This is a genomic window from Flammeovirgaceae bacterium SG7u.111 (genome assembly GCA_034044135.1).
Lineage (GTDB): Bacteria > Bacteroidota > Bacteroidia > Cytophagales > Flammeovirgaceae.
Genome location: CP139021.1, coordinates 7,131,288 through 7,143,617 on the forward strand (window position 1 = coordinate 7,131,288; position 12,330 = coordinate 7,143,617).

Sequence of the window (12,330 nt, forward strand, 5' to 3'; positions counted from 1 at the left end):
TTCTTTTTTAGAAAAAACAATTAAATGGAGCACATTGCAGCCGAACTTTTTCAAGACAAACTTCTGAAGTGGTACTACGAGCACAAAAGAGAATTGCCTTGGCGGCAGACCAAAGACCCGTATAAAATTTGGCTATCGGAGATTATTCTACAACAAACCCGTGTGCAGCAAGGGCTTCCGTATTGGGAAAAGTTTGTGGAAACCTTTGAGACCATCATCGATCTGGCTAATGCCGATGAGCAAACCGTCTTGAGGCTTTGGCAAGGCTTGGGCTATTATTCCCGCGCCAGAAATATGCACGCCGCAGCTCAGTATGTTCGTGATGAACTTGATGGAAAATTCCCCACTTCTTTTATTGAAATAAAAAAAATGAAAGGTGTGGGAGAATATACCGCCGCAGCCGTTGCCTCCTTTGCTTTTGGTGAAAAAGTAGCTGTGGTAGATGGAAATGTGTACCGGGTGCTTGCCAGGCTTTTTGGTATGGAAGAAGACATAGCCAGCGCCAAAGATCAAAAAGTTTTTAGGGAAAAAGCCAAATCACTTTTGCCCGACCAAAACATTGGTGATTACAACCAAGCCATAATGGAATTTGGTGCCATGCACTGTAAGCCCGCTAATCCCATTTGCCTATTTTGCCCCTTTTCCGATTTTTGCGTAGCCAGAAAGCTGGGCAAACAAGGTTCTTTGCCTTTCAAATCGAAAAAAGTTAAAGTAAGGGAGCGTTTTTTCCACTATTTGGTGTTCGAATATGAGGGGAAACTTCTCCTAAAAGAGCGAAAAGCTGGCGATGTGTGGCAAGGACTGTTCGATTTTCCACTGATAGAGAAGGGGGAATTTGAGGAACATGGAAAATTACTCGATACAATTAGTAGTTTTGCGGGCGTAAATACAGAAAATATAGCAGTAGAAGATGAATCTGAATTGTTCACCCATATTTTATCTCATCAAAAGTTGCAGGCAAAATTTTTCTCTTTTCGGTTAAACTCTGAAAAATTGGCAGAGATACTGACTAAAGAATATTATGGCAGCTTTTATGATATGGATGAAATAAAAGACTTGCCAAAACCTGTATTGATTTTGAAGTTTTTGAATAAAGGCGTATATTAATTGTTAATTGCACGCAATACACAATATTAAAAATAAATGGCAGCTTATAGCTGTAAGATGAATAACCCTAACACCAAAAAACAGTTACCATGGCAGGAGTAAATAAAGTAATTTTATTAGGAAACTTAGGGCAAGACCCAGAGGTAAGGTATTTTGAAGGCGAAAACACAAACGCAGTAGCCCGTATCACATTAGCTACTACTGAAAGTTATAAGGACAGAGAAGGCAAGAGGGTAGATAGTACTGAATGGCATGATGTAGAAATGTGGGGAGGGTTGGCAAAAATTGCCGAACAATATTTGAAAAAAGGCGATTCTGTATTTATAGAAGGAAAAATAAAAACAGAAAAATGGGTTGATAAAGAAGGAAATAACAGAAGAACTACAAAAATAAGAGCGACCAACATGACCATGCTTTCGAAAGCGGGAAGTGGCGGAGGAGGAAACTCTGGCGCACAAGAATCTTCTGGACAATATAAAAGCGGAGGCAGCAGTGCCCCTGTAGATCAGAACAGCGGAAGTAATGATATCGATGATCTTCCGTTCTAAGTATTTTCAAACCAAATTAACCGAAATTGGACAGTAGTCTTGAACCAGAAACGGGTAGCCTGATACTAAATTTAATCTTGGCAATACCAACTTCAGTTTACCCGATATTTTTCATATCAATTATTCTATTAGCACTTTCGGCACTAATATCGGGCTCTGAAGTAGCGTTTTTCTCGCTTTCGCCCAAGCAGGTTGACAATTGCCAAAACGGCAGCTCACCTTCCGAAAAAGCAATAGTTGACCTTTTGTCTAAACCTAGGCAGTTGTTGGCCACTATTTTGATCTTAAATAACTTGGTAAACGTAGCCTTGGTCACCTTGGCTACTTTTGCTACTTGGGAAATAGCCGGTCGCGATAATGAAAGTGCCATTGTTTGGCTTACCGTCATCGTAACCGCTGCCATCGTCTTCTTTGGGGAAATAGTGCCCAAAGTATTTGCCACGGAAAGAAACCTTTCTTTCGCCAAGTTCACAAGTAAGGTCCTCTTTATAGCCACCACGCTCTTTAAGCCCTTTTCTTGGTTGCTAATGACCATGACAGATGTGATAGAAAAAAGGGTCAAAAAGAAGGGCTATTCGGTTTCGATGAACGAACTGAACCAAGCGGTAGAGATAACGGCAAAAGTCAACCAAGAAAAAGAAATCCTAAAGGGGATTGTCAGTTTTGGCACTAAGTCGGTAAAGCAGATTATGCGCTCAAGGATAGATATAGAAGCGATAGACTCTGAGGAAAACTTTGAAACCCTTCTTGAAATAATCAATAAATCCACTTTTTCAAGAATCCCTATTTACCATGACACCATCGATAAAATCATAGGTGTATTGTATGTCAAAGACTTGCTTTCGCACATAGAAGAAGGCAAAAACTACAAATGGCAGGATCTCATAAGAACAGAGCCCTACTTTGTTCCCGAATCAAAAAAAATAGATGAGTTATTGCGCGACTTTCAGAAGAAAAGGGTGCATATGGCCATAGTGGTAGATGAATATGGAGGGACTTCTGGGCTGATTACCATGGAAGATATCATTGAGGAAATAGTAGGGGAAATAAACGATGAGTTTGATAACGACCAAGATGTTGGCTTCAGAAAAATAGATGAAAAAACCTATACTTTTGAAGGGAAGACCTCATTAAATGATTTTTGTAAAATTATCCACGCTGATCCTACTGAGTTTTCAGAAGCCAAGGGGGAAAGCGAATCGATAGGAGGCCTGATGCTTGAGCTTTTTGGTAAGTTCCCTACAGCAGGAGAGAAAATCGAGTTCAGCAAATATGTATTTACAATAGTATCTGTAGACAAAAAAAGGATAAGAAGCGTAAGGGTATTGCTAAAAGACAATGTGCAGCCTGAACAAATCTAGTCGTACCATTTTTGGAAATAAAACCTAACCTTGAATAAGGCCAGCTATGTTGGAAAAAGCTATATTATATACCTTCCTTACAGTATTTATCACAGGAATATGCATGAGTTGTAGTGACCCAGTATATCTTCCTAAGCCTAAGGGCTACCCAAGAATTGACCTTCCCGAGCATGAATACAAGAATCTTCAAGGGGAATATCCTTATACTTTTCAATACTCAAAGCACTCCAAGGTAATACCTGATTCTACTTTTATGACAGAGCCTTATTGGATTGAAATTGTATATCCCGAACATGAGGCTACACTTAATATTACTTACAAATCGGTAAAGGACAACTTGGATTCGCTCATAGAAATTACAGATAATTCGCAGCGGCTTACGAGTAAGCATTATGTGAAAGCTGTAAAAATTGATGACTATTTTGTGAGAACACCCAAAGGATACCCTGGTGTGGTATTCGAATTGGAGGGTGAGGTACCAAGTCCTTTTCAGTTTTATGTAACCGATTCGGCTAAGCATTTTTTGAGGGCAACGCTTTATTTCCCCCACTCGGACAAAAACGATTCGCTCAAGCCTGTGATAGATTACATTAAGCTAGATATGATACACATGCTAAATACAGTTGACTGGAGAGAAATTTAGCAAAAAATGGGAATTATTGCTTTATTTCAATATTTATCGTCCTAAGCATTACTTGAATTTTTATCAATTTTTCTTCAAACTTAATGGGAAAAGTTTTTCCTTTAAGGGTACTTAAAAACGTAAATACTTTTTGAGATTTCTCGTATAGGTTTTTACTTTGAGAAAACTGTTTGAGCTTATAATACACTTCTCCTTCTAGCATAAATAAATCACCCATCATTAGCAGTTCGAAATGATTGAGCTGACGGTGGTTATGAAGGAACACCATAATATCTTCAACTGGCAAATTATTAGTGGCACTCAAATCAAATGAAAAGCATTTGCTTGGTATTGCCGCAATCAACTCTAATGCTTCGTCGAACAACTGTTCGGAGATCAGCAATCTGATTTTATTTTTTAACTTATTAAATTCTTCAGCTGGTTCGCTAAAATCCAGGTAGTCCTCCATTTGTATCGATGGTTTAGAAAGAAGCTATGTATCGTTTTTTTAAATGCTCAATATGCATTTTCTAACGATCCTATTTGACAAATCATGTGAACAAGGAAGGATAATTTGGCTGTGTAGTATAATTACTAATACTGAAGTAGCACTGATAATGTTTACCTAGGTAAGTTTTAAATAATGAAACCTGGAGGTCAGAAAGAGATAACCAGAAGATAAATCAAGTACCATATTGAAACTTAAAATGATAAATACCATGAAAAAAAGTCTGTTATTATTTTGCTCGCTATTATTCATTACAAACCTACTACACGCTCAGTGTAACCCTTATTTTAATTATACAGAAGGAACAGAGATTGTGATGGAAAGCTTTAATGGAAAAGGGAAGCTGGATGGAAGTCAAAAAATCTCCATACTAGAGGTCGCCGATGAAGCTGGAGCACAAAAAATATTATCATCTTCTGTGCTGATGGATAAAAAAGGCGAACAAATCACTGAAATGAATTACACGCTCACCTGCGAAGGTGGCAATATAAAAATGGACATGAGTAGGTTTGCCATGCAAAATTCAGCAATGGATCAGATGGAAGGTATATCTGTAGAAATAGATGGTGACCATATGGTAATTCCATCGTCATTATCGGTTGGAGAAACTCTTCCAGACGCAAACTTTACCACAACTATCAAATCGGACAACCCAGCAATGGCTGCTATGATGGGTGCCCCTAGCAATTTCAGAATTTACAATAGAAAGGTAGAAAAAAAAGAAACTTTAGAAACTAGCGCTGGTTCATTTGAGTGCTATAAAATCACCTATAAATTTGATGCCGAAGTAAAAATAATGGGAATGACACAACGCATGACCTCTAGCGGAGCAGAATGGATAACAGAAAAGGTAGGTATGGTGAGAACTGAAAATTTTGATAAAAAAGGGAAACTAGTGAGCTATTCACAAATAGCGTCATTCAAACAATAGTGTATTTTAATCTTGTAAAGAAACCGGCCCTTGAGTTTAAAACTCAAGGGCCGGTTTTTGTTGAATAAGTATTGAATTTAATCAACTACCACAAATTTATAGACAACCTCGGCTTCTTGTCCTTTAGAATCGACTACATATATTTTCAACTCATATGTTTCACCTGCTACAGCGCTTTGAGGAATAGCAAAAGAGCTTTGGTCATGATAGCTTGCCAAATTGAGCGGGAGGCTAAAGAAAATATTTCTTTCTAAGTAGACCTGTGGAGTTTCACGTTCATTAAACCAATATATCTGTAAAAGATCAAGCTTAAACTCCTCTTCTACTTTCCCTTTAAAGGTCACATATTCCCCTGCTTTTATAGAAGTATACCCGCTCAATAAAAAGCCGGTATCAACATCGTTAATATACGTATCTGTAATGGTTATGAGTGGGGCTTTATCCTCAATCACAATTGTCTGCACCACAAAAAGTTCTGAATTATTCCCTGAGCTATCGCTAGCCAGCAAACTCACTTCGTATATATCGCCAATATTTGCCGATGCCGGAATTTCAAACTCAAGGTCTAAAAGCTGAGACAATTCTGTAGTTTCAGCAGTATTTAGCTCAGCTTCATCGTATAAAGACAACTCCTCCCCTAATTTGTTAAAATACACGGACACACTCTTCGTAAACCTATTGTCTGAAACATATATTTCTTCAATTGTGAATTGGTTTCCTTCGGTAACAAACGTCCTATTATTTATATTGACACGAGGCTGGGACTTAACCAAGCTGAAAGAAGGGGCAATATCATCGCAGTCAATTTTAATAGGAATAGTTTTAACCCCAACATTATCGAAAGAATCCACTGCTATGATATTAAGGTTAATTAGCGTATCGGAAGGTAAGTTTTTGGGAACAATCAGTTTATTATCAAATACCGAGGCAAGCCCGATAGAGTCTCCTGAATAAAAAGCTAGATTGGCCTTTGAGCCGCCCCAAGAAAACCCAACCTTATTTACATTTAAATTATCGCTTGCAAAACCATCGACATCAATTACGGTGGAGCGGCAAGCCTTGTAATTACCCTCACTATCCTGCTCCAACCCTATTTTCAACTCATTAATTTCTGGAGCGGTTTCATCACCTTTCAAATCGAAAAAGCGCTTGACTGTATCGGGATTACCTCCTTCATCAAACCCATAAACAGTGATAAGGTACGTGCCTAGCTCTTTGTACTCAGGGACTACAATCTCAAAAGAAGGTTCAACCCTTCTACCTGAAATCTCAAAAGTATCTATATGACTCCAAGCAGCTTCAGTAGCTGTTTCGATTGGAAATTTATTGATCAAGAGGCTTCCGCTATCTAGTCCATTATTATCAAGAAAAATCACAGAAAACTTGATTGTATCTTGGTAAAAGTATGTTCCGGCTATATCTAAGCCCTGCACCTTCGGATTGATTTTGTCCTCAATCGGAATGCAGCCATAAACCAGGATAACTGACACAAAAAGTATTAATAATCTCCTCATTGTATTGATGTAGCGCGCTAAATTAAAATGCTACTATCACAACGAGTTAATAACAGGATTAAGGTATGGGGGACAAACTAAAAAGCTTCAAATGAAGTGTTTTTCTTAGAATTTTGAGGGTTAATAGCTAATTTAACCTCTAAAATATCAGACAATGAACAACCATCAAACAACCTCTTGGATATTATCGAAGAAAAAAGATTTATTAATCCTTTTTCTACCCGTATGGGCTTGCTGGGTTGTTTGTTTCAACCTGCCTACAGATATTTTACAAATGGAATTACCCTTATGGTTTTGGGTAGTAATCATTTTAGGAATTGATGTTAGCCATGTCTGGAGCACTATTTTCAGGACATATCTCGATAAAGAAGAATTTTCCAACCACCGCAAGCTCCTTACGCTGACTCCTCTTGTTTGCTTTGCCCTTCTGTTCGGAATTGCCAGTGTTTCCTCTTTTTGGTTTTGGAGAATATTAGCCTATCTAGCCCTATTCCACTTCATAAAGCAACAATATGGTTTTATGAAAATCTATCAGATGAAAAATAGGAACAGCCAAATGGGCAAATATTTCAAGGATTCACATGTGATTTATTTTTCCATGCTGTACCCCGTTTTTTATTGGCATATCAACAGCAACAGAGGATTTAACTGGTTTGTAGACGGAGACTTTTTTGCGATTGGGGAATTGATCAACAACTGGGTTTTGGTTGTTCCAACACTCAATTTAATCGGGAATACACTCTATTGGTTGGTTTTAATAGGCTGGCTTACAGAGCAATTTTTAATAAACAAAAAGAATGACTTTCCTTGGGCAAAGGCTTTGTGGGTAATCACCACGGGGGTCAATTGGTACTTGGGAATTGTTTATTTCAATTCAGATATCGCCTTTACCCTAACCAATGTAGTCGCCCATGGCATACCTTACATGGCTTTGGTGTTCTTTTATGTAGAGAAAAAAAAGGTGATTACTGGCAATGAAGAAAGGAAAAAGGCGAATAACGGGCTTATCAATATCGCCTTTATGTTTATAATTGTCTTGCTTTTGGCTTTAGGGGAAGAATATTTTTGGGATATGTTCTTGTACAGGGAAAAAACAGCATTTTTTGAAGCTTGGTCAAGTTACCCGTTACCCGTTTTGAAGAGCCCTTGGGTACAGGCTGCTGCGCTTGCATTACTTTCCTTGCCCCAAGTTTCCCATTATGTAATCGATGGGTTTATTTGGAAAAACAGCCCCCGAAATCCATACCTAAGAAAAGTCTTATCATAACTCTTCCAAAATAGTATTAAAAGAAACATGCCTTTCCTTAAACTTCGTGTAGTGCCATTGGATTAAGCGCTCGGCATGGTCTTGCAAGAATACATTGAGCCTTGTAAGGTTTTCGCAGCGTAATTGGAGGGCAAAAGTGGTTCCCGTATTGTTCTCCTCTTCGTTTATCAACCGCATCAACTTATAGTCCACAAACACGCCTGTCTGCATCACTTTCGGGATAAAATATTGTTGCATCCACCCAAGCCATTCTTCTTTCGACGGTTTTTCAATATTGACGGTAAAATTATATACTATCATAGCTATCCTTTTTAGGTATAAAAAAACTGTAGGTCGAATTTTTGACCTACAGTTCCATTACAAATATATTTTTAAAATGATTCTAATCTTGCCCAAACTAAATTTAGTTCGAAACTTTAAACCATTTCATCAATAGCTTTTTAAAATTTGGAGAAACTCTTTCAAGTTTCATTTTTTGGCGATGGCTAATATTCTCGAGCCTTTTGGGGTTCAAATAATTCCTCAAGATAATCAAACTAACACCCACGTTCGATACCATGCACAAAAACGAAAGCGTCAACCCATAGATACCTGCCAAGGAATAAGAAAACATCAAGCCTGAAAGTACAAAAAACAGAGGCAGCAAGGCTAGAACTCCGTTGATCACAAACCTCAAAGAGATATTTACGATCAATCCTTTAAATGGCTTATTCAGCAAAAAATCAATGTACTTTTGAGCTAAATATGAATATGCCTTTACTGCTTTTCCCGATACCAAACCTACTAATATTCCTACCTGCATTGCCATCAGTACTTGAAGAGCCGTGAATTCCACTCCTTCGTTTAACCAGTTGAAGGGCAAAAAATAAGGAACAAGTTTGATAGCGGCATAAATAAGCAAGGCACTTGATATCACACTTACAAAAGGCTTTATGTATTCGCTTTTGTTGATATTCAGTTCGAAGAAAATAGCACCCAAATAAGTAATCATTAAGCTTACAAGGGCAAAAACCAAGGGAAGTAAAATAGCTCCTTGATACTGTAACGGTGATGCGGTTTCGGGTAATTGGAGGTACGAAAGCCCTAAATAAATAGTAGCAATCAACGCTCCACTAAAAGCATCATACCTATCCGGATCAAGCTGATAATTGATATGAAGGTCTTTGATTTTAAATCCAAAAACCTCGTAAACCAATGTAGCTAAAGCAGATCCTGCTAAAAATGAAAACAGGAGATAATTCAGCAAAAATACGTTCCAATAGGTTACTCCAGCATTGAGGAACAATACCGTGAAGGCTAATATTGAGACAAAAAGCATCCCAAGGCTATAGCCCGGCCGTGGCGCAAATAAAACTCCCACCCACTTATGGATTTGCCCTTTTTTTGTTTTTAAGAGAATTAAATTCCCCAGCAACCTAACCAAAAACATCTGACTAAAACCTACTAATGCCCCATACTGTATCAGTTGGGTACCGGTGGCATTGAAGTAAGATTTAGTGATGTAGATAGTCGTGAGAGCAAAGAATAATATAAGTACGGGTTTGTACTGGTTCGAGAAAAAAGTATTGATTTTCTCTTTTGATTTTTGATTGAGCATTACGTCAATTTCGTGGATAACTCGTATTCTAACTGCAACGTTATTAAAAAAATTCCCAACTAGCCCAATAAACCCTCCTAACTAACGTTAATTCACGCTTAACAGCTCAAAAATCACGATTAATTACAATCTTGGCATCAGATAGTTATATAAATCTACCATTGCCTCTATGTCTTTTTTCTTTACAATCTCGTCTGGCGTATGCACATTATCTTCGGGCGCACCTATAAAACACCAGTCGAAGGGATAAGGAGATTTGAGCAATTGGTTACCATCGCTCCCTCCAGCATCTTCTACTTCTAGCTGAAATGGAATACCTGATTCTTCAGCAAGACCTATAATCTTTTCAAGATACGACCTTCTTGGAAGCCCACTGTCCCTCATCGAAATCACGACTCCTTTTCCTGGGCGAACCCCATCTGTCACCCAAGTAATGTCGGAAATTAGTGCTTGCTTCACACCGTAGTTTTCATAAATATATTTTCCGAGGTACATTGCTGTTCCTCCACCAACTTCTTCGTAACAGGAAAAACAAATTATTCCATTTTCCAAGGTCTCAGCAACCTTCAATGCATTGAAACAACCTAAGCGATTGTCCATGTAGCACGACTGAATACTCTCGTCACTTGTTCTAAAGTCACTTTTGAAAACCAGATTTGTTCCTCTATCTATTTCCCTTTCGAACTTATAACTAGCTTTGTCTCCTCCTTCTGGCACGCTCATCAAGCATTCTATATCTCCTTGCTTATCCTTTCCTACCAGCGTCCAGTTATGTTTGATTCTCGGTCCTCCTATTTTCACTAGTTCGTTATCATACTTCACTGTGAAACCGATAGAATCCATATGGGCAAAAATGGCTGTTTTGGGCTTTCCAAATACCAACACGATGCAATCTTGCAAGTCATCGTTGGTGATCACTTCTGGCTGTACCTTCCAGTTTTTCTTGTTGTTTTCCACATAATCGAGCACAAATTGCTTCATCAATCGCTCGTCGCCCGCAGGGGCAAAAACTTGGCAAAGTTGTTTGAGTAGGCTATAGTCCATTATTTACAAAGTATTTACACTTACGCAGTATTTAATAAAATTATCAATAATCAATAATGTTTGCTCCCTTGCTTCTATCATACCCATGTGCCCCACACCATCAAGAATATGTACTGAGCAATCTTTAGGCAAGGCTGCCTCTTCCATGCTCTGAGCCAAAGGAACAGAACCATCCTCTTTTCCTACTATAAACAATACAGGTACTTCAGCTTTGGAAAGTACGTCTCTCCTATCAGGGCGCTCACGCATTGCCGCCATAGTACTTGTGAGGGATAGCTCTGGCAAGCTCGAAGCATCTTTTACGAAATAATTGATCTGATTTTTCAGCACTTCACGATTAGCTGGTGCAAAAAGCGCTGGAAAGAAGGAAGTGACAAACTTCTCAGTTCCGTTGTTCTTGATAAATTCTATCGCTTTCGTTCTGATTTCCTTTTTCTCTGGCTTATCGGCAAATGAAGTAGAGTGAAACAAACCGAAGCCCATTAATCTCTTAGGGTATTTATCAGCATAGGCCAGTGTTGTGTACCCACCAAGCGAATGTCCTATTACTATGGCATTTTCTATATCCATAAGCCCTAGGGTAGCTTCCACTTTATCGGCAAAATCTTCGAGGCTAGGGTTCCTAAACTCACATCCACTTTCACCAAAACCGGGCAAATCAAGCGTAATCACTCTGTATTTCATAGAAAGCAAGGCTGAAAATGCTTCCCAAAGTTTTTTATTCTCACAAAATCCGTGGATCAAGACCACCACTTGTCCATCGCCACTCTCCGTATAGTTTAGCGGTTCCATAGTTAAATATGTCCTTATTGGTTGTTTAAAAAATCCTTCCTATCCAAAAATAGACAAATAATACAATTGCCAAAGCCTTTACCTCACATTTACCTTCCTCACCACCTTTGCCATAAGTGCAGGGAAAAATCTTTTGAGGTAAACCCCAGCTACTTCTTTGAAGCCTCCTGGGTAAATCTCCCTTTTTCCTTTTTTTATCGCACTAATAATTTTGTGAGCGCAGAGCTCGGGCGATAAGCCATTTTTTTGCCCTGAATCCATTTTTCCTTGCAAACTCCCATCGCCCATAAAGGCATTTAGCGACAGCTTGGTTTTGATATAGCCTGGGCAAACGATCAGCACTTCCAAGCCATCTTTCCACACTTCTGCCCTAAGCGCATCGTAAAAACCGACCACAGCATGCTTCGATCCTGCATAGCCCGTACGAAGCGGCGTACCGAACTTGCCCGTCACGCTGCTTACCGTCACCAGCACGCCAGACCTCTGGGCAGCCATAAAGGGCAATACAGCCTTGGTGAGTGCCACCGTACCCATAAAGTTTATTTTCATTATCCTCTCAAAAACGCCTAGTTCTGTTTCGGCAAAATAGGATCGCTGACTTACTCCTCCATTGTTGATAAGAACATCTATCCTCCCAAACTTAGCCATCACTTCAGCTGCCAACACTTCGTACCCATCGTACTTTTCCAAATCAAGAGGTACGACTAGGCAATCCTCTTCACCAAGCCCAGCATCTGAAACTACTTTTTTAAGATCGGCTTCTTTTCTAGAAGAAAGTACCACTTTGCTGCCCAACTTGGCAAAAGCATGGGCCAAAGCCTCTCCTATTCCAGAAGATGCCCCCGTAATCCATACCACTTTATTTTTCAGTTCCTTCATATCAGTTTTCCAAAAGTATATTTACCTATAAATAAACTGAATAAGTTTGAAAACACGAGGGTACGATCAGCATTGAAGAAGCGCAGCAAGCAGGTTAATTTGTTATTTTTGTGATAACATCTACTATTTAGTCAGTATTTTTTTTAAAATTTGGAAAAGG

General features: G+C 38.8%; 13 protein-coding genes. 6 read left to right on the plus strand and 7 right to left on the minus strand.

Annotated elements, in window-relative coordinates; translation table 11 throughout:
• The first annotated feature begins 24 nt into the window (after nucleotides 1–24).
• The 4 genes from mutY (at nucleotide 25) to gldD (ending at nucleotide 3,659) form a co-directional block, all read left to right on the plus strand.
• A complete protein-coding gene (gene mutY, locus R9C00_27475) occupies nucleotides 25–1,107 on the plus strand; it encodes an A/G-specific adenine glycosylase (protein ID WPO35441.1) in 1,083 nt (360 codons plus the stop codon).
• An 89-nt stretch (nucleotides 1,108–1,196) separates the two neighbouring features.
• Nucleotides 1,197–1,655: a single-stranded DNA-binding protein gene (locus tag R9C00_27480; protein WPO35442.1), complete on the plus strand. Its 459-nt coding sequence runs from the start codon at nucleotides 1,197–1,199 to the stop codon at nucleotides 1,653–1,655.
• Between the two features lie 26 nt (nucleotides 1,656–1,681).
• Nucleotides 1,682–3,016: a gliding motility-associated protein GldE gene (gene gldE / locus R9C00_27485; protein WPO35443.1), complete on the plus strand. Its 1,335-nt coding sequence runs from the start codon at nucleotides 1,682–1,684 to the stop codon at nucleotides 3,014–3,016.
• Nucleotides 3,017–3,062: 46 nt separating this feature from the next.
• A complete protein-coding gene (gene gldD / locus R9C00_27490) occupies nucleotides 3,063–3,659 on the plus strand; it encodes a gliding motility lipoprotein GldD (GenBank protein WPO35444.1) in 597 nt (198 codons plus the stop codon).
• 13 nt (nucleotides 3,660–3,672) lie between these two features.
• Here the strand turns inward: gldD and R9C00_27495 are convergent, their stop codons facing one another.
• Entirely contained in the window at nucleotides 3,673–4,107 is a 435-nt protein-coding gene (locus tag R9C00_27495) for a hypothetical protein (GenBank protein WPO35445.1), read from the minus strand.
• 250 nt (nucleotides 4,108–4,357) lie between these two features.
• Here R9C00_27495 and R9C00_27500 point away from each other — a divergent pair, with 250 nt between their 5' ends.
• Nucleotides 4,358–5,077 (plus strand): hypothetical protein, encoded by a 720-nt coding sequence (locus R9C00_27500; GenBank protein ID WPO35446.1) that lies wholly within the window; start codon nucleotides 4,358–4,360, stop codon nucleotides 5,075–5,077.
• 77 nt (nucleotides 5,078–5,154) lie between these two features.
• On the opposite strand, the gene R9C00_27505 is transcribed toward R9C00_27500, so the two are convergent.
• Complete coding sequence (locus R9C00_27505; GenBank protein WPO35447.1) at nucleotides 5,155–6,591, minus strand: hypothetical protein; 1,437 nt, start codon at nucleotides 6,589–6,591, stop codon at nucleotides 5,155–5,157.
• A gap of 274 nt (nucleotides 6,592–6,865) precedes the next feature.
• Between R9C00_27505 and R9C00_27510 the strand changes: the two genes are divergently transcribed.
• Nucleotides 6,866–7,858 (plus strand): hypothetical protein, encoded by a 993-nt coding sequence (locus R9C00_27510; protein WPO35448.1) that lies wholly within the window; start codon nucleotides 6,866–6,868, stop codon nucleotides 7,856–7,858.
• Here R9C00_27510 and R9C00_27515 read toward each other — a convergent pair.
• From R9C00_27515 to R9C00_27535, 5 genes are all read right to left on the minus strand, one after another.
• Entirely contained in the window at nucleotides 7,853–8,158 is a 306-nt protein-coding gene (locus R9C00_27515; protein WPO35449.1) for a DUF4286 family protein, read from the minus strand. The two genes, R9C00_27510 and R9C00_27515, sit on opposite strands and share 6 nt — an antisense overlap.
• A 103-nt stretch (nucleotides 8,159–8,261) precedes the next feature.
• Nucleotides 8,262–9,455 (minus strand): sodium/proton-translocating pyrophosphatase, encoded by a 1,194-nt coding sequence (locus R9C00_27520; GenBank protein ID WPO35450.1) that lies wholly within the window; start codon nucleotides 9,453–9,455, stop codon nucleotides 8,262–8,264.
• A gap of 123 nt (nucleotides 9,456–9,578) precedes the next feature.
• The gene (locus R9C00_27525) at nucleotides 9,579–10,499 is read right to left on the minus strand and encodes an aminopeptidase (protein ID WPO35451.1); all 921 of its coding nucleotides are present in this window, start codon (nucleotides 10,497–10,499) and stop codon (nucleotides 9,579–9,581) included.
• A 3-nt stretch (nucleotides 10,500–10,502) separates the two neighbouring features.
• Nucleotides 10,503–11,291 (minus strand): alpha/beta fold hydrolase, encoded by a 789-nt coding sequence (locus tag R9C00_27530; protein WPO35452.1) that lies wholly within the window; start codon nucleotides 11,289–11,291, stop codon nucleotides 10,503–10,505.
• Nucleotides 11,292–11,369: 78 nt separating this feature from the next.
• On the minus strand, nucleotides 11,370–12,170 hold the full coding sequence (locus R9C00_27535) for an SDR family oxidoreductase (protein WPO35453.1): 801 nt from the start codon (nucleotides 12,168–12,170) through the stop codon (nucleotides 11,370–11,372).
• Nucleotides 12,171–12,330 lie beyond the last annotated feature (160 nt).

Excerpts from the sequence above, each read along its gene's own strand:
- mutY (WPO35441.1), top strand. The coding sequence starts at position 25 with ATGGAGCACATTGCAGCCGAACTTTTTCAAGACAAACTTCTGAAGTGG.
- R9C00_27480 (WPO35442.1), top strand. The coding sequence starts at position 1,197 with ATGGCAGGAGTAAATAAAGTAATTTTATTAGGAAACTTAGGGCAAGAC.
- gldD (WPO35444.1), top strand. The coding sequence starts at position 3,063 with ATGTTGGAAAAAGCTATATTATATACCTTCCTTACAGTATTTATCACA.
- R9C00_27495 (WPO35445.1), bottom strand. The coding sequence starts at position 4,107 with ATGGAGGACTACCTGGATTTTAGCGAACCAGCTGAAGAATTTAATAAG.
- R9C00_27500 (WPO35446.1), top strand. The coding sequence starts at position 4,358 with ATGAAAAAAAGTCTGTTATTATTTTGCTCGCTATTATTCATTACAAAC.
- R9C00_27505 (WPO35447.1), bottom strand. The coding sequence starts at position 6,591 with ATGAGGAGATTATTAATACTTTTTGTGTCAGTTATCCTGGTTTATGGC.
- R9C00_27510 (WPO35448.1), top strand. The coding sequence starts at position 6,866 with ATGGAATTACCCTTATGGTTTTGGGTAGTAATCATTTTAGGAATTGAT.
- R9C00_27515 (WPO35449.1), bottom strand. The coding sequence starts at position 8,158 with ATGATAGTATATAATTTTACCGTCAATATTGAAAAACCGTCGAAAGAA.
- R9C00_27520 (WPO35450.1), bottom strand. The coding sequence starts at position 9,455 with ATGCTCAATCAAAAATCAAAAGAGAAAATCAATACTTTTTTCTCGAAC.
- R9C00_27525 (WPO35451.1), bottom strand. The coding sequence starts at position 10,499 with ATGGACTATAGCCTACTCAAACAACTTTGCCAAGTTTTTGCCCCTGCG.
- R9C00_27530 (WPO35452.1), bottom strand. The coding sequence starts at position 11,291 with ATGGAACCGCTAAACTATACGGAGAGTGGCGATGGACAAGTGGTGGTC.
- R9C00_27535 (WPO35453.1), bottom strand. The coding sequence starts at position 12,170 with ATGAAGGAACTGAAAAATAAAGTGGTATGGATTACGGGGGCATCTTCT.